The 19,535-nt window shown below is 73.8% G+C and carries 20 protein-coding genes; 5 read left to right on the forward strand and 15 right to left on the reverse strand.

The features are described from left to right. The first annotated feature begins 1 nt into the window (after position 1). A complete protein-coding gene (sbnB, locus tag ACYQ77_RS35415; RefSeq protein ID WP_459719497.1) occupies positions 2 to 1,024 on the forward strand; it encodes a 2,3-diaminopropionate biosynthesis protein SbnB in 1,023 nt (340 codons plus the stop codon). On the opposite strand, the gene ACYQ77_RS35420 is transcribed toward sbnB, so the two are convergent. The 9 genes from ACYQ77_RS35420 to ACYQ77_RS35460 all read right to left on the reverse strand — a co-directional run bounded on the left by ACYQ77_RS35420 (position 1,025) and on the right by ACYQ77_RS35460 (position 8,279). Continuing rightward, a complete protein-coding gene (locus ACYQ77_RS35420; RefSeq protein WP_459719500.1) occupies positions 1,025 to 1,510 on the reverse strand; it encodes a hypothetical protein in 486 nt (161 codons plus the stop codon). A gap of 90 nt (positions 1,511 to 1,600) precedes the next feature. Next, entirely contained in the window at positions 1,601 to 1,762 is a 162-nt protein-coding gene (locus ACYQ77_RS35425) for a hypothetical protein (protein WP_459719502.1), read from the reverse strand. Further along, complete coding sequence (locus ACYQ77_RS35430) at positions 1,759 to 2,694, reverse strand: peptidoglycan-binding domain-containing protein (RefSeq protein ID WP_459719504.1); 936 nt, start codon at positions 2,692 to 2,694, stop codon at positions 1,759 to 1,761. Before ACYQ77_RS35430 ends, ACYQ77_RS35425 begins: the two co-directional genes overlap by 4 nt. Next, entirely contained in the window at positions 2,691 to 3,170 is a 480-nt protein-coding gene (locus ACYQ77_RS35435; protein WP_459719506.1) for a hypothetical protein, read from the reverse strand. Before ACYQ77_RS35435 ends, ACYQ77_RS35430 begins: the two co-directional genes overlap by 4 nt. Then, on the reverse strand, positions 3,167 to 3,691 hold the full coding sequence (locus ACYQ77_RS35440) for a MauE/DoxX family redox-associated membrane protein (RefSeq protein WP_459719509.1): 525 nt from the start codon (positions 3,689 to 3,691) through the stop codon (positions 3,167 to 3,169). The genes ACYQ77_RS35435 and ACYQ77_RS35440 overlap by 4 nt, the downstream gene beginning before the upstream one ends. Positions 3,692 to 3,698: 7 nt before the next feature. Next, positions 3,699 to 4,397, reverse strand: a complete 699-nt coding sequence (locus ACYQ77_RS35445; RefSeq protein WP_459719512.1) for a hypothetical protein — start codon at positions 4,395 to 4,397, stop codon at positions 3,699 to 3,701. Between the two features lie 154 nt (positions 4,398 to 4,551). Continuing rightward, positions 4,552 to 5,163: a class I SAM-dependent methyltransferase gene (locus tag ACYQ77_RS35450; protein WP_459719515.1), complete on the reverse strand. Its 612-nt coding sequence runs from the start codon at positions 5,161 to 5,163 to the stop codon at positions 4,552 to 4,554. Positions 5,164 to 5,256: 93 nt separating this feature from the next. Continuing rightward, entirely contained in the window at positions 5,257 to 6,906 is a 1,650-nt protein-coding gene (locus tag ACYQ77_RS35455) for a LuxR C-terminal-related transcriptional regulator (protein ID WP_459719517.1), read from the reverse strand. 17 nt (positions 6,907 to 6,923) lie between these two features. Next, positions 6,924 to 8,279 (reverse strand): serine/threonine-protein kinase, encoded by a 1,356-nt coding sequence (locus ACYQ77_RS35460; protein ID WP_459719520.1) that lies wholly within the window; start codon positions 8,277 to 8,279, stop codon positions 6,924 to 6,926. Positions 8,280 to 8,416: 137 nt separating this feature from the next. Between ACYQ77_RS35460 and ACYQ77_RS35465 the strand changes: the two genes are divergently transcribed. Continuing rightward, entirely contained in the window at positions 8,417 to 10,237 is a 1,821-nt protein-coding gene (locus ACYQ77_RS35465; RefSeq protein ID WP_459719522.1) for an AAA family ATPase, read from the forward strand. Here ACYQ77_RS35465 and ACYQ77_RS35470 read toward each other — a convergent pair. Beyond that, positions 10,230 to 10,922, reverse strand: a complete 693-nt coding sequence (locus ACYQ77_RS35470) for an aspartate/glutamate racemase family protein (RefSeq protein ID WP_459719525.1) — start codon at positions 10,920 to 10,922, stop codon at positions 10,230 to 10,232. The two genes, ACYQ77_RS35465 and ACYQ77_RS35470, sit on opposite strands and share 8 nt — an antisense overlap. 123 nt (positions 10,923 to 11,045) lie before the next feature. Between ACYQ77_RS35470 and ACYQ77_RS35475 the strand changes: the two genes are divergently transcribed. Beyond that, positions 11,046 to 12,032 (forward strand): D-alanine--D-alanine ligase family protein, encoded by a 987-nt coding sequence (locus ACYQ77_RS35475; protein WP_459719528.1) that lies wholly within the window; start codon positions 11,046 to 11,048, stop codon positions 12,030 to 12,032. Between the two features lie 5 nt (positions 12,033 to 12,037). Then, a complete protein-coding gene (locus ACYQ77_RS35480) occupies positions 12,038 to 13,399 on the forward strand; it encodes a UDP-N-acetylmuramoyl-tripeptide--D-alanyl-D-alanine ligase (RefSeq protein WP_459720053.1) in 1,362 nt (453 codons plus the stop codon). Positions 13,400 to 13,402: 3 nt separating this feature from the next. Here ACYQ77_RS35480 and ACYQ77_RS35485 read toward each other — a convergent pair whose 3' ends face one another. Continuing rightward, a complete protein-coding gene (locus ACYQ77_RS35485; protein ID WP_459719530.1) occupies positions 13,403 to 15,613 on the reverse strand; it encodes a hypothetical protein in 2,211 nt (736 codons plus the stop codon). Then, positions 15,613 to 16,488: a 5'-methylthioadenosine/S-adenosylhomocysteine nucleosidase family protein gene (locus ACYQ77_RS35490; protein WP_459719532.1), complete on the reverse strand. Its 876-nt coding sequence runs from the start codon at positions 16,486 to 16,488 to the stop codon at positions 15,613 to 15,615. The genes ACYQ77_RS35485 and ACYQ77_RS35490 overlap by 1 nt, the downstream gene beginning before the upstream one ends. Before the next feature lie 134 nt (positions 16,489 to 16,622). Here ACYQ77_RS35490 and ACYQ77_RS35495 point away from each other — a divergent pair, with 134 nt between their 5' ends. Then, a complete protein-coding gene (locus ACYQ77_RS35495) occupies positions 16,623 to 17,327 on the forward strand; it encodes an NUDIX hydrolase (RefSeq protein ID WP_459719535.1) in 705 nt (234 codons plus the stop codon). Positions 17,328 to 17,409: 82 nt separating this feature from the next. On the opposite strand, the gene ACYQ77_RS35500 is transcribed toward ACYQ77_RS35495, so the two are convergent. From ACYQ77_RS35500 to ACYQ77_RS35510, 3 genes are read right to left on the reverse strand one after another with little or no spacing between them, the layout of a single operon-like run. Further along, a complete protein-coding gene (locus ACYQ77_RS35500) occupies positions 17,410 to 17,856 on the reverse strand; it encodes a helix-turn-helix domain-containing protein (protein WP_459719538.1) in 447 nt (148 codons plus the stop codon). Between the two features lie 31 nt (positions 17,857 to 17,887). Beyond that, positions 17,888 to 18,880 (reverse strand): 1-aminocyclopropane-1-carboxylate deaminase, encoded by a 993-nt coding sequence (locus ACYQ77_RS35505; RefSeq protein WP_459719541.1) that lies wholly within the window; start codon positions 18,878 to 18,880, stop codon positions 17,888 to 17,890. Next, positions 18,877 to 19,527: a GntR family transcriptional regulator gene (locus ACYQ77_RS35510; protein WP_459719542.1), complete on the reverse strand. Its 651-nt coding sequence runs from the start codon at positions 19,525 to 19,527 to the stop codon at positions 18,877 to 18,879. The genes ACYQ77_RS35505 and ACYQ77_RS35510 overlap by 4 nt, the downstream gene beginning before the upstream one ends. Positions 19,528 to 19,535: the final 8 nt, after the last annotated feature.

A 19,535-nucleotide genomic window follows, 5' to 3' on the forward strand; every position in this document is an offset into this window, starting at 1 on the left:
GATGCCGATGTCTGATCGACTGCCCACCCTGCGCGTGCTGAGCGGCGCCGACGTCGCGAGCCGGCTGGACGGCAACCGGGACGAGTGCCTCGACGTGGTCCGCAGGGCCTATCTCGCGCACGACGCGGGCGAGAGCGTGAACCCCCAGAGCGGCTTCCTGCGCTTCCCGCACCAGCCGCGGTCGCGGATCATCTCACTGCCCGCGTACCTGGGCGGCGAGTTCGACGTGGCGGGCATCAAGTGGATCGCGAGCTTCCCCGCCAACCGCGACATCGGCATCCCGAGGGCGTCCGCGGTGCTGGTGCTCAACGACGCGGCGACCGGCTACCCGTACGCGTGCCTCGAGTCGTCGATCATCTCGGCCGCGCGCACCGCGGCGTCCGCGGTCCTCGCCGCGCAGACCATCACCGGCGGCCGCGAGGCGCGGCGCGTGGGGATCGTCGGCACGGGCCTGATCGCCAGGCAGGTGTGGAAGTTCCTGCGCGACCTCGGCTGGCGGATCGGCGGCTTCCGGCTGTTCGACCTGGACCGGGCGGCCGCGGACCGCTTCGGCGCGGCGCTCACCGAGCAGGGCGCGCGGGACGTGGTGGCGGTCGACGACGCTGCGGGCGCCTTCGCCGACTGCGACCTGGTGCTGCTGACGACGGTGGCAGGCGAGCCGCACCTGCACGACCCGGCCCTGCTCGACCACGCACCGGTGGTGCTGCACGTGTCGCTGCGGGACCTGGCGCCGGAGCTGATCCTGGCCGCGCACAACATCACCGACGACATCGACCACGCGGTCCGGGAACGCACCTCGCTGCACCTGACCGAGCAGCGGACGGGCAACCGCGACTTCGTGCACGGCACGCTCGCCGACCTCTTGACCGGCCGGCACACATGCCCGGCGGGCACGCCGGTGATCTTCTCCCCGTTCGGCCTCGGCGTGCTCGACCTCGCGGTCGGCAAGTGGGTGCACGACGGGGTGACCGCGGCCGACGGCGGCACCGAGATCACCGGCTTCTTCGACGCGGTCGCGAGCTGATCAGAACAGCAGGACCGCCAGCGCGACGGCCACGGCGAGCCCGCTCGCGACCTTGATCGCGGTCAGGTGCCGGTGCAGCACGTCGTCCCACGTCTCGCCGTCGCCGCTCGCGTACCGCGCCGTCGGCGTGAGCGCCCGCCCGAGACCGAAACCCGCCCCGGTGGCGACCGCGGTGACGAACCCGGGCCCGGTCAGGAGCAGCGCGACCACGAGCACGTACGGGACGGTGGACGAGACGTACGTGCGCACGCCGGTGCCCATCTCGAACCCGAACCGCAGGGAACCCCGGCCCACGTCACCGGTCAGCACCTCCCGCGGCACCTGCCGCGCGTTCTGCGGCAGCGGGAACCGCACGAGGCCCGCGTCCCGCAGCACCGCGGCGACCGCCACCGCGACGACGATCCCGTGCCGCACGGGCGCGGGCACCGGAGTGGCCAGGCCGCTGACGAGCCACAGCACGAGCGCGCTCAGCAGCGCGCCGAGCACGAGCCCGGTGTCGAACAGCAGGAGCGCCGTGCCCTGCCGGGTCTTGCCCCGCCACCCTGGCGAGGTCAGCGCGAACGCGCTGTTCCTCGTTCAAACGGAGCCGGACAGCGTGTACCCGGCGAGCCCGCCGAGCACCGCCCACACGGCGACGGCCCACCCGGCCAGTGCCAGCGCGACCGCGGCGGGCGCCAGCAGCAGCGCCGCCGCCGGGTGGGTGAGCCCGCGGCGCACCGCCGGCGGTGGTGCGCTCACACGGCGCCGCCGGTGAGGGTGCGCCACGTGGTGGGCCCGACGATGCCGTCGGCGGTGATCCGGTTCTGCCGCTGGAAGTCCGCGGCCGCCGCGAACGTGCCCGACCCGAAGACGCCGTCCACGACCAGCTTGTAGCCGTAGCGGTTGAGCTCCACCTGGGTGGCGCGCACGTGGCTGCCGTTGTCGCCCTGGCGGGTGGTGACCGCGAGCGACGGCCACGTGGCGGCGCCGACCTCGCCGGTGACCGCGAGGCCGCGCGCGACCTGGAAGTCGCGGACCGCCTGCGCCGTCGCCGGGCCGTACACACCGTCCACCGTGGTCGGGAAGCGGTGGTGGGTGAGCAGGTGCTGGATGGCGGTCACGGTGGCGCCGGTCGCGCCGGACGAGACCGACGGCCAGCTCACCGACGACGGGCAGCCGCAGTCGGTGGTCCACCGGCAGATCGAGTTCACCCAGCCGGACGCGGTCTTGCGGTAGCCGTCGTGGCAGCGGCGCTCCACGTGGCACGTGCACGCCCCGCACGCCTGGTCGTAGCGCCACATCCAGCCGTCGTAGCTGCCGGACAGGCACGCGTTGGGCCGCAGCCGCCAGGTCACCTGGTCGTTCTTGTGGAAGCCGGTGTTCGACCCGGACGTCACGCACGCGTCGGCGAAGATCGTGCTGGGCCCGCAACCCGGCGAGCAGTTGTGGTCGGCCGCGTACGACGGACAGGTCGGGTAGATGTCGTAGCCGTCGGCGACCGCCCTGCGCACCGACGGGAACACGCCGCCGAGCACGGTCAGCCCGGCCACGCCGCCCGCACGGAGCACGGCGCGCCTCGTGGGTGCCCAGCCGGCCCAGCGGAACCGCCTGGTGCGCGTGCGTGGTTCGACGGGCATGCCGGGATCGGTGCCGCGCAACGGCGGCACCGTGATGACGTCGCGGTCGGTCATCGAACCTCCATCACCGGGGCGAGCAGTGCGCGGACGGCCGCCCGCGACCCGACGGGCGCGGCGGCGGTGATCCGGCCGTCCGCGCCGGCCACGACCGCGAACGGGGTGGCGAGCGCGCCGTAGCCGGCGAACAGGTGGCCCTGGTCGGCGAGCGCGACGACGCCGGGCACCGGGTCCGGCGCCGGTCCTTCGTAGAGCGCGACGACGGTCAGCCGGTCCCCCGCCACCGCGACGGTCTCCGCCAGCGCCTCGACGCACGTGTGGCACGTCGCGCGCAGGAACAGCAGGACCGCGGGCCCGGTCACGCCGAACCGGGCGAGGTCGGCGGGATCACCGGTCCGCGGCCCGGCGGCGACCGGGCGCGGACCCGCGCCGGACGACAGCGCGTGCACCTGTCTGACCAGCCCGGCCACCACGAACGCCAGCAGCAGCAGGGCGACCCACGTCACGATCAACGCGCTGGTCTCGAAGCTCACCGGGCCACCTCCGGGTGTCGGGTCATGGCGGCGGGCAGGTGCCAGAGCAGGGTGCCGATCGTCGCCGCGGCGAGCAGGACCAGCAGGAGCCGCGCGTCGAAGCGGGTCAGCGGCAGCACGAGGTCGCCCGCCGCCCCGGCGACCACGGCCAGCCCGGCGAGCGCGAACGCGCGGCCGGTGACCCAGTGCCCCATCGGCACGTCCGCCCCGCCGCAGCCGCACGGTCCGCCGCGGCCGCTTTCCGTGACGTACCAGGCGTAGCCGCCGTAGCAGGCGAACAGCACGGCCGCGCCCGCGAGGACGAGCGGGGACGGTTCGCCGGTCAGCCCGGCGAGCAGCAGCAGGCCGAGCGCCACCTCGGCGCCGGTCACCGCGATCGCCACCGGCCGGATCGCGCGGCGCGGCACGATCCGGTGCGCGGCCAGGGCGGCGGGCAGCGCGCCGGGCGCGCGCACCCGTTCCGCCACCGCGATCACGAGGACGACCAGGACGGCGTAGGCCGCGACGCTCACCGGGAACACGGGTGCCTCACCGGTCGCCGAGCAGGCGCGCGCCGAGCCGGTCCACGAGCGCGGGCACCCGCGCGAGGTCGGTGTCGGCGAGCGGGAGGACCGTGGTCCACGTGTCCTCGCCGGCGAGCACGAAGTAGGGGTCCCCGTTGGACATCCGGTCGGAGAACAGCTCGCCGGAGCGGGTCTTCGCACCCTTCCACCCGGGTAGCCGGGTGGCCTGCGGCGCCGTGGGGACGGTCATCTCCAGCAGGCCCAGCGTCGGCACCTCCTTGACGACGGCCGCGGGCGCGACCACGGCGCTGCCCGCCGTCGGCCGCACGGCCACCCCGTCGTCGTGCTCGGTGATGCCGAGCGTGGCCAGCGCCGCGACCGCGGCCGCGGTGGACGTGCCGTAGAAGTGGCTGATCAGGCAGTGCCGCCGCCCGCGCCACACGGCGACGAGGATGTCCTCGGTGATCCGCGAACCCGGCTCGACGCGGCGGGTGCGGCCGATGAGCAGCGTGCCGCCCGCGAACCCCAGCTCCTCGTCGAACCCGGACACCCCGAGGGCGGTGGCCACCTCCTCGGCGAGCCCGCTCACGCCGGCGACGAACTCGTGGGTCCGGCCGCGCACGGTGACCCGCACCGAGGACGTGCTCGGTTGCCCGAGGTCCAAGGGGCCGCTCAGCTCGTAGCGCCTGCCGTCCAGCGCGCGGTGCACCACGGTGGACGTCACAGGGGCCTCCCGCAGGGTTGGGAACTCACTGACAAACATCCATCACGTACGGTAAAGGTATTACGAGCAGTCCTGAATGGAAATAGGCCGTTCCCCGCACCGGGTTCCTGCGGTCAGGCGACGACGATGGTCCGTCCGTCCACTCGGGGCACCGTCATCCGGCCCGACGGACGGTGTAGAAGGTCGGGGTGGTCGCGCGGAGCGGCTTGGGCATGCCGTCGACCGGAGCGGGCTCCGCGTCGGCGACCCGCCAGCCGGGGAAGGCGGCCTCGATCGCCGTCTCGTCCGCGCCGCGCGGCAGCGGCCTGCGCGTGACGCCGGGGCGGAACGCGAGCAGGACCAGCACCGCGTCCGGGGCCGCGACGGCGTCGACCGAGCGGCCCATCCGGACGCGCTGCTCGTCGGTCAGCCCGTGGAAGCACCCGATGTCCAGCACCAGGCGGTGCCCGGTGCCGACCCGGCCCGGGTCCAGCGCGGTCACGTCCCCCTGGAGCAGGGTCACGGTGACGCCCGCGGCGGCCGCACGGGCCCGTGCCCGGCGGACCGCCTTGCCGACGGCGTCCACGCCGGTGGCCTGCCAGCCGCGGCGGGCGAGCGCCACCAGCTGCGCGCCGGACCCGCAACCGAGGTCCAGCGCCCGGTCGGGGCCGCCGAACTCGTCCTCGGCCCGTGCGATCAGCTTGTCGATGGCGTGGGAACCCGCTTCTCCTGCGCGCTCCCACGGGGTCAGGCCCAACGCGTACGCGATGGTGTATCCGGTGCTCATGGCGACTCCTGTGCTGACGGTCGGTGGTGGTGTGACCGTAGGAGCGCGGGGCACGGCACCGCGTCGGCAGAACTATGCAGATCGCCGGACGGGTCAGACCAGGTGGTGCTGGTAGGCGTAGGCGGTGGCGGCCGAGCGCGACGTCACGCCGAGCTTGGTGAAGATGTTCGCGACGTGCCGGGCCACGGTCTTCTCGGAGAGGAACAGGGTCTGCGCGATCGACCGGTTGGTGGCGCCGGTGGCCACCGCGCGCAGCACCTCCACCTCGCGCAGGGTGAGGCCGCCGGGTCGCGCGCCGGCCACCGGCGCGCGGGCGAGGCGGTCCACGCCCGCGACGTCCGGCGCCGCCCCCAGCTGCGCGAACGCCCAGCGGGCGGCGCCGAGCTCGAGTTCCGCGGTGTCGTCGTCACCGAGTGCGCGGCAGGCGAGCGCGATCAGCACACGGCAGCGGGCCGCGTCGTACGGCGCGGGGATGTCCTGCCACGCCGCCCACGCGGCACGCAGCGTGCCGAGCGCGGCGGCCGGGTCGTGGGCGAGGTCGACCGCCCCGCACGCGTGCGCGGCCGCGGCCCGCAGCCACGGGGCGGCGTGCCGCGCGGCGGCCGCCCGGAGTTCGTCCGCTGCCGCGCGTGCCGTGGCGACGTCGCCCGCCGCGAGCGCGATCTCGACGCAGCCCGGCAGCAGCCGCAGGCGCAGCGACGGCCGGGTGACCTCGTCGAGCGCGCGGCGCACCGCGGCGAGCGCCACGGCGGTCCGGTGCTGCGCGAGCCGCAGCAGCGCCAGCCCCGGCTGCGGGTCGTGGCCGACGAGCAGCGCCTCCTGGTAGGCCGCCTCGGACGCGTCGTACTCGCCGCGCAGCCGGTGCAGCTCGCCGCGCTGGTAGCACGCCATGCCCGTGGCCGGGTCGCGGGTCATCGCCGCGGCGGCCGCCTCGGCGCGGTCGATCTCGGCGGCCGCCTCCGCCCAGGAACCGGTGAGCCGCAGGATCTCGGCGCGGTGCACGGTGCACTGGCCGCGGTACGGCACGAGGTCGGGCTGCGCCGCGCACCACCGGCTCAGCGCGGCGGTCCACTCGCGGCCGCGGCGCACGTCGAAGGTGTCGCGGCAGGTCTCGATGACCGCGCAGTAGACCAGCCCCGTGAGCTGCGGTGAGACGTCGTCGGCGGTCGTCACGAGCACCATCACCTCGTCCAGCTCCGCGAGGCCGGCCGCCACCTCGCCGGTGCCGACGAGCGCCTGCCCGTGCGCGTTGTGGGCGAGCACGGCGAGGTCGTGGTCGCCGTACCGGTCCGCGTGGGCCACCGCCCGGGCGGCGAGGTCCAGCGCGGTGGTGAGGTCGCCGCCGAAGAGGGCGTCCATGGCGCGCGGCACCAGCAGGAAGCCGTGCCAGACCGAGTCGGTGACGTGGTGCTCGTCGAGGACGGTCGCCACCCGTGCGAACCACCCCGCGCCCCGGGCGTGGTCACCGCGGAGGGTGACCGCGAGGCCCAGCCAGAACGCGGCCCGGCACGCCGCCTCGACCCGCCCGGCACGCAGGTGCGCGTGGTGCGCGCGGGCCCGCGCGTCGTCGGACTCGGCGTCCCGGGCGGTGAGGAACGCGGCGAGCCCCCGGCGTTCGAGGTCCTCGGCCGTGCCGTCGCCCGCGCGGGCGAACAGGTCGGCGGCCGCGCGCCAGCGGCGCTCGGCGAACGCGGCCCGTGCCGCGACCAGCTCGTCGGCCATGCCGACAGCTTCGCAGGTCACCGCCCGGTCCGCGCGGGTCAGCCGCAGCTGACCGCCTGTTTCGGGGACGACGTGTCGTCGAGGCGGCGGACGAAGGCGTCGCCGCCCTCGTCGGCGCGGCGGGCGCACGCCTCGTCCCGGCCGGGGAACGGTCCGTAGTAGACGGAGTAGATGTCCGCGCCGTCGATCCGCTGGCGCAGCGACCCGCAGCCGGTCGACGGGGCGTGGAGGTAGCTCGCGCCGGGCTTGGCGTCGAGGAAGGCCTGGACGTCCTCCCGGTACTCGTCCGGGTTCAGCGCGGAGCCGACGATGACGATGTAGCTGCCGTCGCAGTCCGGGGTGCTGATCGGGACCGAGACCCCGAGGTCGGCGCCGAACGGCTCGGGACCGGTGGTGGTGGCGGTCGTCGCCGTGCGTTCCGGTGTGCCACCACCGCCGCCGCCGGAGCCGAGCAGCCCGGCGAGCGCCGCCGCACCCGCCACGACGGCCACGACCGCGACCGCGCCACCGGCGAGCCACCACCGTCCCGTGCGGCGTGGTGCCACGGGTGCGGGCAGCGTCGCCGGGCGCGCCGGTGCCCCCGCCAGTGCGTGGCGCGCCGCCGCGGCCAGCGCACCCGCGGTCGGGTAGCGGGCGGCGGGGTCCTTCGCCATCCCGATGGCGACGACGTCGTCGAAGGCGGGCGGCAGGTCGGGCCGCGGCGCGGTGACCCGCGGCGGCGGCCGGTGGAGGTGGGCCTGCATGAGGGCGAGCGGGTTCTCGTCGGGGAACGGCGCCACCCCGGTGAGGCACTGGTACAGCAGGCAGGCCAGGGAGTAGACGTCGGCGCGGTGGTCGACCCGCCCGTCGGGGGCGAACCGTTCCGGCGCCATGTAGGCGACGGTCCCGACGGGCATGCCGACCCCGGTGATGGTGGCGCTGCCGGAGGTGGACCGGGCGATGCCGAAGTCCACGAGGTAGGCGAAGCCGCCCGCGTCGAGCAGCACGTTCGAGGGCTTCACGTCCCGGTGCACGAGCCCTTCTGCGTGGGCGGCGTCGAGCGCACCGGCCACCTGCGCGACGAGGTCGACCGCGGCCGCCGGCGCCAGGACGCCGTGCCGGGCCAGCACGGCACTGACGTCGTCGCCTTCGACGAGCCGCATGTCGAGGTACAGGCGGCCGTCGATCTCGCCGTAGGCGTGGATGGGGATCACGTGCGGCTCCCGCAGCCGTGCCGCGGCACGCGCCTCACGGATGAACCGCCGCCGGAAGTCGTCGTCATCGACGAGGTGGGCGTTGAGCAGCTTGACCGCCACCACCCGGTCGTGCTGGGTGTCGTAGGCGCGGTGCACCTCGCCCATGCCGCCCCGGGCGATCAGCCCCTCCATCCGGTAATGGCCGAACTGCCACCCCACGTCCGCTCCCGTCCCGCCGAGCCTCCCCCGTGCGGGGATCCTATAAGCGCGGTTCGCCGTCCCGTGGCGGAACGCTGTCGAGAAACCGTGACACGCAGCGGACAGGGCACGCACATTCGGCGGCGATCGTGGGTGGCGTGCGTGCACCACTCGCCCGGCGTCTCGAGGCCGCGCGGCTCCGTGCCGTCGTCGGGCGGAAGGAGGAGCTGGCCGCCTTCGACGAGCTGCTGCACGGCGGCGGCGGGGTCCTGTTCGTGCACGGCCCCGGCGGCGTCGGCAAGTCGGCGCTGCTGCGGTGCTTCGCCCGGCGCGCCGAGCAGGCCGGCCGCGCGGTGACCGTGTCGGCCGGGCGGACGTTCGACCCGGACCCGGACGTCGACGAACGGGCCGTGCTGCTGATCGACGACGCCGAGCCCGGCCTGGAGGACCGGCTGCGCGAGCGGTTCCTGCCCGCACTGCCCGCCGGTGCGCTGGTCGTGGTGGCCGGGCGGACACCCCCGGCGCTGACGTGGCAGGCCGACCCGGGCTGGGCCGAGGTGGTGCGGGTCGTCGCGCTGGGCGACCTGGAGCCCGCGGAGGCCGACGCCCTGCTGGAGTCCCGCGGCGTGGCCGGCCGGCTGCGCGACCCGCTCCTCGCCTTCGCGGGCGGGCACCCGCTCGCCCTGTCCCTCGCGGCCGCGGCGGCGCGGCAGGACGGTGGCTCCCGCTGGACGCCGCCCCACGACGTGGTCGCCGCCCTGCTCGACCAGCTCGTCGGCGCGGTACCCAGCCCCGTGCACCGGCAGGCACTGGAGGTCTGCGCGCTCACCTACCGGTCCACACAGGACGTGCTCCGCGCGGCGCTCCCCGGCGAGGACGCGGCCGCGCTGTTCTCCTGGCTGCGGCACCTGCCGTTCGTCGCGTCGAGCCCGCGCGGCGTGTACCCCCACGACGTGGTGCGCCGGGTGGTCGACACCGACCTGCGCTGGCGCGACCCGCAGGCGCACGCCGACCTGCGGGACCGCCTCAGCGCCCACTTCACGCAGCGGGTCCGCACCGCGGCCGACCCCGACGTGCTCCGCGCCGTCGGCTCGCTGTTCCACCTGCACCGCGCCGCGTACCGGACACCACCGCACGTCTGGCGTGCCGCCGACGAGGTGTACGAGGACGTCCTGCGCCCCGAGGACACCGACGACGTGCTGCGCCTGGCCGCCGAGTCGGACGCGGCGGCCGTCGTCTCCCGGTGGCTGTCCCTGCAACCCCGGGGATTCCGGCTCTACCGGGGCGTGGCCGACGGCGAGCTGGTGGGTGTGTCCGCGTGGCTGCGCCTCACGGAAGGGACGGACGCGGACCCGGCCTGTGCCCACGCCCCGCTGCGGCCCGGTGAGCACGTCGCCGTCCACCGCGGCTGGGTGCGCGCGCGGCCCGGGGGCACGTCCGCGGTGACGAGCCTGATCCACTGGCGCGCCGTGGGCTGGTTGCTGCGCTCGGAACGCCTGGCGTGGACGTTCGCACCCGAGCTGCCCGACCACGACTGGCGCGCGGTGCCACCGCTGGTGTGGCTCGGCCGGCTGCTGTCCGGCGAGCACGACCCTGCCGTCCACACCGGACCAGAGCTGGCTGTGCTGTCCAAAGAGGAGTTCGCCGAGGCGGTCCGCACGGCGCTGCGCCACCTGTCGAAGCACGCGGAGCTGGCCGCCAACCCCCTCGCCCGCAGCCGGTTGCTCGCCGGCCGGCCCGACCCGGCGGCCGCGCTGCGTGAACTGCTGGAGGACGGCATCCGCGCCCTGGGCCGGGATCCGCGGGCGGGCAAGCCGTACCGCGCCCTCGACGTCACCTACCTGCGCGGCGCGCCGACCCAGGAGGCCGCCGCGGAACGCCTCGGCCTGTCCTTCAGCACCTACCGCCGCCACCTGATGGCCGGCATCGAACGCCTCGGCGACGACCTGTGGCGCCGGGAGCTGACCGACGTCACGTGAGCAGGGCGAGCGAGGCCGCCGCCTCCGCGTGCAGCCGCGCGCTCGGCAGCACCGGGACGACCGCGTCCTTGTCGGTGATCAGCAGCTCGATCTCCGTGCAGCCGAGGATGACGGCCTCGGCGCCCCGGTCGGCGAGGCCGGCGATGATCCGCGCGTAGGCGTCCCGCGACGACGGCCGCAGCACCCCGCGCACCAGCTCCTCGAAGATCACCCGGTGGACCAGCTCGCGGTCGTCGCGGCCGGGGACGAGCACCTCGAAACCGTGTGCCGCCAACCGGTCCCGGTAGAACGGCTCCTCCATGGTGAAGCGGGTGCCCAGCAGCCCGGCCGTGCGCATGCCCCTGGCGCTCACCTCGGCGCCGACGACGTCGGCGATGTGCAGCACCGGCACGCTCGCCGCGCGCGCCACCTCGTCGTTCACGCGGCTGAACGTGTTGCTGCAGATGAGGAGCAGCTCCGCGCCCATGGCCTCCAGCCGCACACCGGCACCGGCGAGCAGGTCGCCCACCTCGTCCCACCGGCCCGCGAAGATGAGGTCCTCGACGGTCGTGTAGTCGACCGACCAGATGAGGCTGTTGGCGGAGTGGCTGCCGCCGAGGCGCGCACGCACCCGCTGGTTGATGACCTGGTAGTAGAGGACCGTCGATTCCCAGCTCAGCCCGCCGATGAGCCCGATTGTGCGCATGGCCCGGCACGGTAGCCACCGGCGTTGCCCGTTTCGCAGACCGAAAACTGCCCAGGTGCCGACCAGAAATTGAGCAGTGAACGCTCTGGTGACCGGTCGGCCGGAACGCCGACACTGCCCGCGTTGCCGGACAGGGAGAAGGGCTGGACGACCATGGTTGATCGCCTGCGGGTGGCGGTGCTGGCAGGCGGGCCGTCCGCCGAGCACGAGGTGTCGCTCCAGTCGGCGCGGGCGGTGTTCGACGCGTTGCCGCCGGAGCGGTACGACCCGGTGCTCGTCGTCATCGACCGGCAGGGCAGGTGGTCGGCGGACCTGCGCGCCGGCGTGGTGGACGTCGTCTTCCCCGTGCTGCACGGCCCGTTCGGCGAGGACGGGGTCGTGCAGGGGTACCTGGAGACGCTGGGCCTGCCGTACGTGGGGTGCGGTGTCCTGGCCTCGGCCGTGGCGATGGACAAGACCGCGGCGCGGCGGGTGTTCCAGGCGGAGGGCATCCCGGTCACCCCGCACGTGTCGGTCACCGCGCACGAGTGGCGCACCGCGACCGACCGGCAGGGCATGGTGAAGTCGCTCGACTGGCCCCTGTACGTCAAGCCGGCCAACATGGGCTCCTCGATCGGCGTCTCCCGCGTCACGTCGCAGGCGGAGCTGGACGCGGGTGTGGAGCTGGCGTTGCGCTACGACCGGGTGGTCGTCGTCGAGCAGGGGGTCGTGGCCCGCGAGCTGACCTGCGGGGTGCTCGGCGACCACGACTCCCCCGGCGCGTCGGTCGTGGTCGAGCTCAACCGGCGCGGTGACTGGCTGGACTACGAGTCCAAGTACCTCGGCGACTACGAGCTCGCGACCGTGCCCGCCCCGCTGCCCGCGCCGGTCGCCGAGGAGGTGCGTGCGCTGTCGCTGCACGCCTACCGCACGATCGGCGCCTACGGCCTGGCCCGCGTGGACTTCCTCTACGAGGAGCACACCGGCCGCCTGTACGTACTGGAGATCAACACGATGCCCGGCTTCACCGCCCGCTCCGTCTACGCCAGGGGGTGGGCGGCGAGCGGCCTGTCCTACCCGGACCTGCTGACCCGGCTCATCGACCTGGCGCTCGCGAGGAGCGGCGCGTGATCCCCATGACGCTGGCCGGGATCGCCCGAGTCCTGGACGCGGAGCTGGACGCCGTGCCCGACCCGGCGGCACTGGTGACGGGCCCGTCGGCGGTCGACTCCCGTGCGGTGGTGCCCGGCGGCCTGTTCGCCGCGACGGTCGGCGCGCGCGTCGACGGCCATGACTACGCGGCCACCGCGGTCGCGCGTGGTGCCGTGGCCGTGCTGGCGGCCCGCCCCGTCGGGGTGCCGGCGATCGTGGTCGAGGACGTGCAGGCGGCGCTCGGTGTGCTGGCGCGGCACGTGCTCACCAGGCTCGACTGCACGGTGGTCGCCCTGACCGGTTCCGTCGGCAAGACCACGACGAAGGACCTGCTGGCGCAGGTGCTGGAACGGCACGCACCGACGGTCGCGACCGACCGCTCGTTCAACAACGAGCTCGGGCTGCCGCTCACCGTCCTGCGGGCCGACGCGGGGACCCGGTACCTGATGCTGGAGATGGGCGCGGGCAGGAAGGGTGATCTCACGTACCTGACGGGGATCGCGCCACCCCACGTGAGCCTGGTGCTCAACGTCGGCGCGGCGCACGTGTCCCGCATGGGCGGCGGCCTCGCGGACGTGGCGGCGGCCAAGGGCGAACTGGTGGCGGCGCTGAAACCCGACGGGTACGCGGTCCTGAACGCCGACGACCCGTACGTCAGGGGGATGGCGGACCGCACCAGGGCCCGGATCCTGTATTACGGCGAGGAAACCGGTGTGCGCGCCGAGGAGGTGCACGTGGACGAGGGCGCCCGCCCGTCGTTCGACCTCGTCACCCCCACCGGGAGGGCGCGGGTCGCGGTGGACCTCGTCGGCGAGCACCAGGTGGCCAACGCCCTGGGCGCCGCGGCGGCCGCCGTGGCGCTCGGTCTGCCGGCCGACGAGATCGCGGCGGGGCTGACCGCGGCACGACGCCGTTCGCCGGGCCGCTTCGAGATCACCGACCGACCCGACGGCATCACCGTCATCGACGACGCCTACAACGCGAACCCGGAGTCCATGCGCGCCGGCCTGCACGCGTTCCGCGCGCTCGCCGCGGACCGCCGCACCATCGCGATCCTCGGCGCGATGGGCCAGCAGGGCGACGCGTCCCAGGCCCGGCACGAGCAGGTCGGCAAGCTGGTGGCCGACCTCGGCATCCACATCCTGATCGCGGTCGGCGACGGCGACCCCCGCGCCATGGCGAACGCGGCATCCGGCACCACGGTGCACACAGCCGACGACGTGACCGAGGCGACCCGGCTGGCCACAAGCCTGCTAGCCCCGGGCGACGTGGTGTTCGTCAAGGCCTCCAGCGAGTACGGACTGGGCGCCTGCGCACGCGAACTGTCCACGCCGCCCGGACCCTGATCGTCAGGACACCTCGGGCGGTCGCCCGGCGGGGCCGATGCCCAGCGGCCACGGCCTGCCGGGCAGCACGGTCCTGCCGCGCCGCTCACGTTCCCACTCACGCCACCGCCGGTTCCGCCGGTCCTGCTCCCGCGTGATCCACTCCCGGCCCTCCGCGGCGACCGCCTCGAGGATGTGCAGCGCGATCGCGACCCCGGACGCGTCCAGCGCCAGCTTGTCCAGCGCGGACCTGTCCTCGGTGGTGCTGTCGTCCAGCAGGCCCTCGTAGTTGTCCACCACCACCTCGATCTTCTGGTCGTTGACCAGTGCCAGCTCGAAGGTCCGGCTGAGCACGAGCGACGACTTGTCGGTCAGGTGCACGTCCCGCCCGAGCAGCACGACGTGCTGCTGTCCCGCCGCCGACTGGAAACCCTTCTCCAGCACCTGCGCGGAGGCGAGCGCGTCGTACCGGAACGCGGTGCGCCGCTCGTCGTAGATCGCGCCGGTCCGGAAGTCCAGGTCGACGTCGACCTCGCGGACGCCGTGCTCGGTGAGGAGGAAGACCAGCACGACGTACTTCGAGAACCGCGGTGGGCCGTTGACGACCCTGGCCCGCATGGCCCTCGGCTTGCCCGCCGTGAGCACGACGTGGGCGATGATCTCCCGGCTGCTGAGTTCGCACCGGCGCATCGCCAGCGTCTTGACGTACGCCTTGTCGTACTCCAGCCAGTTCGCCACCTCGTTGTCCGTCGGCCGGTCCCGCAGCCGGTCCCGCCACCGGTCGTACTCGCGACGCTCGTCCGCGTGGACCTCGTCGAGTTCCCGCTGTTCCTGGGCCATCGCACGGCGGTCGGCGAGCACGTAGCCCGCGCCCGCCGCGGCCGCGCAGGCCGCGAGGACCTGCAGGACCGAGAGCACCGTGGGCAGGATGCCCTGCTCGGCGGAGCTGACGACCAGCGCACCGGCGCCGATCGTCGCGACGATCCCACCGGCCACCACCCACAACACCGTGGCGGGCCGGGGCCGCAACGTCCGGCGGAAGTCGGGCAGCTCCCCCGCCCGCCACTGCTCGGCGGTCCGCTTGGCGTGCCACCGGATCAGCCAGTTGAGCGTCGGCACCGGCACCCGTCTCGCGCTGTACTGCCGGACCAGCCGCCAGTGCAGCGCTGCCTGGATCCCCGCGGTCGCCGCGTCCCACACGTCCTTGTTCTTGAGCGGTCCGCGCACACCGAAGTAGAAGTGGATCCGCTTCCACACCGTGTGGGCGAACTTCTCCGTCGCGGTGAGCTCGATGCCGTGTTCCTCGTGCCCCTCGAACTCCGCCGGGTTCCTGCGGTGCTCGACCTCCTTCATCCGCCTGCGGAGGTGGACGGTCAGCACCTCCGACCCGCCCCAGCAGGTGACCGCGGCGCCGAGGAGGAACAGGACCGCGGGCCCCAGCAGCGACCACCGCACCGCGGCGTCGTTGACGGCGAGCAGGACGAACAGCGCCAGGGCGAGGAGGCCGAACGCGGTCACGACCCCCGCGGTCGCCTTCGGTTCGCCGTCGCGCAGCGGGAGCGGCGTCGCCCTGCGCGGTTCCGTCGGATCCGGGTGGAAGTACTTCCACGCGCGGTCGGCCCGGTCGCCCTTGGCCCGTTCCACCGCCACGGTCGCGGCGTTCAACCGGTCCAGCTCCTCCTGCACCGCACCGTCGAAGATCATGTCGAGGTGCCGGGTGATCTCGGCCTGGCGCTCGTGGGCGAGCGCCTGGAACTCCTTGAGCACGAGCTCCAGCGGACCGTTCAGCGCGGTGGGCGCACTGGCCGGGTTGACCGCGCACTGCACCAGCTCGCCGATCACCGCGATGGCCGCCCACCACTCGTCGCGCGGCAGGCCGTCAGCCACCCGCATGGCGTGCTCGAGCTTGTCCAGCTCGTCCGCCCCGAGCTGGTTCAACGACCGTTCGCTGAGCACGGAGATGGCGTAGTAGTAGGCGACCTCGGTGGTCGCGTACCCGGAGCCGAGCGCCTGCCGGATGAGCTCCTCCGCGGGTCGCGGGATGCCACCGTCGAGGAAGTTGCGCGCCACCCGGAACTTCCGTTCGGCCGAGTCGTCGTCGGCGAACTGGTAGATCGTCTCGTGCTTGTGGAAGACGGCATCGCCCTCCACGTACCCGATCTGGGCGTCGACCTTCGCGTTCCCCGTGGCGGTGTTGGTCGTCTGCGTGCCCTCGGTCGCCTTGTCGTCGGACATCACGAGCCGCCTTCGCCCGGGGGCGTGCCGAACCGCACACCGCCGTGCACCACGCCGATCTGCGCGATGACGTTCGCGTTGCCCTTGGCCACGTTCCTGATGTGGTGGTGCTCCCCGTCCTTGCCACGCCGGTCCGCGGGCGGGCCGGTGTCCTCGACCGTGGCGACGACGGCCGCGGCGAACGCGGCGGCGTTCTCGGCCGCGAGCCGCGGCACCCCCTGCTGGTCGGTGACGCGTTTCGTGCGGTCGGCGTGGTCGCTGACACCGCGGATCGTGATGGTGGGCGTCGCCAGGTTGAGGTGGCCGGCCTGTGCGACCCCGGCGCTCTCCATCTCGACGGCCACCGCGTCGTTGTAGTGGTGGCGCAACTGCTCCGCGACGTCCGAATCCGCCGACTCCAGGAGGACCTCGCCCGCCGCGATCGGGCAGAAGTGCACGTCGGGCTCGCCCGACGCCGCTGACCGCCACGCGCCGGTCCGGTCGACGTGCCGGGCGACCTGGTCGAGTTCGTGCGAGGTCTCCCAGGCCCTCGGCCGGGCGTCGAACCCGTCGTCGCCGCTGCTCCCGCCGTGATATCCGTAGACCCGGGTGGCCACGACGACGTCGCCCAGCTTGAGCCAGTCGCGCAACCCGCCCGCGATCCCGACGAACAGCACGGCGGCCGGCCGGAACTCGGTGATCGCCCGTTCCGCGATGGTCGCCGCGCGTGCGTTGCCCTCGCCGGTGACCGCCAGCCCGACCTGCCGGTCCGGATGGCCGGCGAGGGTGCCCACGTCGAACAGGGTCCCGGCGCTGTGGCGGTGCGTGCGCACGTCTGTCAGGTGTCGTCGAACCGCGGTGAACTCGCATTGCAGGGCAGTGAGAATCACGATCATCAGCTCGCTCCGATGCTACGGCCCCCCATGAACCGAAGTCTCGACGGTAGCCGCGACCGCGACTTCTCGTCAACCTGACGTTTAGTGGCGCACCCCGGTTGTCGTCACCATGACGAGAACCTAGACTGGCCCGCATGACCACCGAAGCCGCATGGACGATCCCCACCGTCGCGGTTGCCGTCGACCTGGCGGTCCTCACTGTCCGATCAGGACGACTGCAGATCCTGCTGGTGCGCAGGGGCGTCGAGCCGTTCCTCGGCGCGCTGGCGCTGCCGGGCGGCTTCCTGGCTTCGGAGGCCGAGGACGTCGACGCGGCGGCCGCGCGGGAGCTCGCGGAGGAGACCGGGCTGACGTCGGAGCAGGTGCACCTGGAACAGCTGCGCACCTACGGCGCACCCGACCGGGATCCACGGCGCCGCGTCGTCACGGTGTGCTATCTCGCGCTGGTGCCCGACCTGCCGCTGCCGGTGGCGGGCGGCGACGCGCAGTCCGCCACGTGGGTACCGGTCGACCGGGCCCTCCGGCGAGGGCGGTCACTCGCGTTCGACCACCGGAAGATCATCACCGACGCCGTCGAGCGCGCGCGGAGCAAGCTCGAGTACACCAACCTGGGCACCGCGTTCTGCCCACCGGTGTTCACCGTGACCGAGCTGCGCACCGTGTACGAGATCGTGTGGGGGCAACGGCTCGACCCGCGCAACTTCCACCGCAAGGTGACCACCGTCGAGAACTTCCTCGAACCGACCGGCGAGTACAGCACGAAGAACGGCGGCAGGCCGGCGATGCTCTACCGGAGCGGCTCGGCGACCACGCTGTACCCACCCATCCTGCGCGGCTGAGCCTACGCCCGCCACTACCGTTCGATCTTTCCGTTGGTGTGCGGGCGGTAGGGCGGGTATGCCGAGCGGGCGGGAGCTGCGGTCAACCATTCCCGCTCCGCCGTCGCGGTAGCGACCGGCCCATTCGCGGGCTGGCGATGCTGCGGTTCCAGACCTGGGTGGCGGGATCATGGTCGGCGTGACCAGGGCGTTTGCGGCGAGGCCGGATCACCGAGGTCGCCGAGGGCGGGTGTGCGGGCGAGGAGCTGGTCGAACCCGCCCGTACCGAACGCCGCCCGGTCGTGGGTGCGGCTTCGTGGGTGGCGCGATCGGTGCGGCGGTTCCCGACCGGCACGATCGTGCCGTCCACGACAACCAGCCTCCCGGCCAGCACGTCGGACAGGGGGTGACCGGGCAGACAGGTGACCTGCTCCAACAGCGGCAACATCGCCCGACAGATCCGCGACACCGTGGCCTGGGAAATCCCGAACCAGCCCGCCAGCATCGTCTGCCCCGCGTTGGACCGCAGTGACACCAGCGTCAGCACCACCCGCCGTACAACCCATCCCCGGACAGCACACCTAGAACTCCAGGTCCGCGTACGCGTTCAGCGCGGGCTGGCCGCCGAGGTGTGCGTACAGCACGCGTGCGTCGCGGCTGATCTCGCCCCTTGTCACCATGTCGATCAGGCCTGCCATGGACTTGCCCTCGTACACCGGGTCGGTGATCATCGCTTCGGTGCGGGCCGCCAGTTTCATGGCGGCGAGTGTCTGGTCGTCGGGGATGCCGTAGGTGCCCGCGTGGTAGCGCTCGTCCAGTTCGACGTCGTCGTCGGTGACGGTCGTGCCGCGCAGGTCGGCGGTCTGCTTGGCGATCCGGCGGACGGCGTCGAGGGTCTCGGCGGGTTTGGCCGAGGCGTCGACGCCGATCACGCGCCGCTTGCGCTCCTGGCCCGCGAAACCCGCGACCATGCCCGCCTGGGTGCTGCCGGTGACCGAGCAGACGATCACCGTGTCGAAGAAGATGCCCAGCTCGCGTTCCTGCCGCTGGACCTCGTCGGCCCAGTCGGCGAAGCCGAGGCCGCCGAGCGGGTGGTCCGAGGCGCCCGCGGGGATGGAGTACGGTGTGCCGCCGGCGGCACGCACGTCGTCGAGCGCGCGCTGCCAGGACTCCTTGATCTCGATGCCGAAGCCGGACGGGTCGCGCCGGACGTCGGCGCCCATCAGCCTGCTCAGCTGGATGTTGCCGACCCGGTCGTAGCCGCGGTCCACCCAGTCGACCCACTTCTCCTGCACCAGCACGCACTTCAGCCCGGCGCGCGCGGCCGCGGCGGCGACCTGCCTGGTGTGGTTGGACTGCACGCCGCCGATCGACACGAGCGTGTCGCAGCCCTGCGCGAGCGCGTCCGCCACGAGGTACTCGAGCTTGCGGGTCTTGTTGCCACCGAAGGCGAGCGCCGAGTTCAGGTCCTCGCGCTTGGCCCACAGCTCGGCGCCGCCGAGGTGCGCGGTCAGGCGTTCGAGCGGGTGGACCGGGGACGGGCCGAGCAGCAGCGGGTAGCGCGCGAACGTCATGACTTCTCCTCAAGCAGTACCGCGAGGTTCGCCCAGTTCCGCTCGGCCAGCTCGGCCGCGAGAGCGGCGTCCCCCGCTGCGCACGCTGCGATGATCCGCTCGTGCATCGGGGCCGAGTCCCGGCCGAGCGGGGACCGGAAGTACAGGTAGATCGCGCGGTGCAGCAGCGGCGTGTACCTGCGGATCGTCGCCGCGACCGCCGTGTTCCCGCACGCCGCGACCAGCACGCCGTGGAAGGCGTCGTCGCGGTCGATGGCGTCCTCCAGCGCACCGCCGTCGACCGCGGCGGCGAACCGGGCGTTGGCCTCGCGCAGCGCGTCCAGGTGCGCGGGCGTGAGCACGGGCACCGCGAGGCGCGTGGCCAGCCCGTGCATGGCCTGCACCACCGCGTGCGCGTCGCGGACCGCGCCGGCGTCCAGCGGTGTGACGCGGGTGTAGCTGTGCGGCTTGGACTCGATCAGGCCCTCGTCCGCCAGCCGGGCGAGCGCCTCCCGGACCGGCGTGCGCGACAGGCCCATGCGGGCGGCCAGCTCCACGTCCTTCACCGGCGTCCCCGGCGCCAGCTCCCCGACCACGATCGCGCGCCGGATGGCCCCGAGCGCCTGGTCGCTGAGCCGCACCCGGTCCACCCGGCTGATATATTGCATATCGGCAC

This window comes from Actinophytocola sp. KF-1 (genome assembly GCF_054661535.1).

Bases quoted from the DNA above. Each gene is read 5' to 3' on its own strand.
- sbnB (WP_459719497.1), top strand. From the start codon at position 2: ATGCCGATGTCTGATCGACTGCCCACCCTGCGCGTGCTGAGCGGCGCC.
- ACYQ77_RS35430 (WP_459719504.1), bottom strand. From the start codon at position 2,694: ATGACCGACCGCGACGTCATCACGGTGCCGCCGTTGCGCGGCACCGAT.
- ACYQ77_RS35450 (WP_459719515.1), bottom strand. From the start codon at position 5,163: ATGAGCACCGGATACACCATCGCGTACGCGTTGGGCCTGACCCCGTGG.
- ACYQ77_RS35470 (WP_459719525.1), bottom strand. From the start codon at position 10,922: ATGCGCACAATCGGGCTCATCGGCGGGCTGAGCTGGGAATCGACGGTC.
- ACYQ77_RS35480 (WP_459720053.1), top strand. From the start codon at position 12,038: ATGACGCTGGCCGGGATCGCCCGAGTCCTGGACGCGGAGCTGGACGCC.
- ACYQ77_RS35485 (WP_459719530.1), bottom strand. From the start codon at position 15,613: ATGTCCGACGACAAGGCGACCGAGGGCACGCAGACGACCAACACCGCC.
- ACYQ77_RS35490 (WP_459719532.1), bottom strand. From the start codon at position 16,488: ATGATCGTGATTCTCACTGCCCTGCAATGCGAGTTCACCGCGGTTCGA.
- ACYQ77_RS35495 (WP_459719535.1), top strand. From the start codon at position 16,623: ATGACCACCGAAGCCGCATGGACGATCCCCACCGTCGCGGTTGCCGTC.
- ACYQ77_RS35505 (WP_459719541.1), bottom strand. From the start codon at position 18,880: ATGACGTTCGCGCGCTACCCGCTGCTGCTCGGCCCGTCCCCGGTCCAC.
- ACYQ77_RS35510 (WP_459719542.1), bottom strand. From the start codon at position 19,527: ATGCAATATATCAGCCGGGTGGACCGGGTGCGGCTCAGCGACCAGGCG.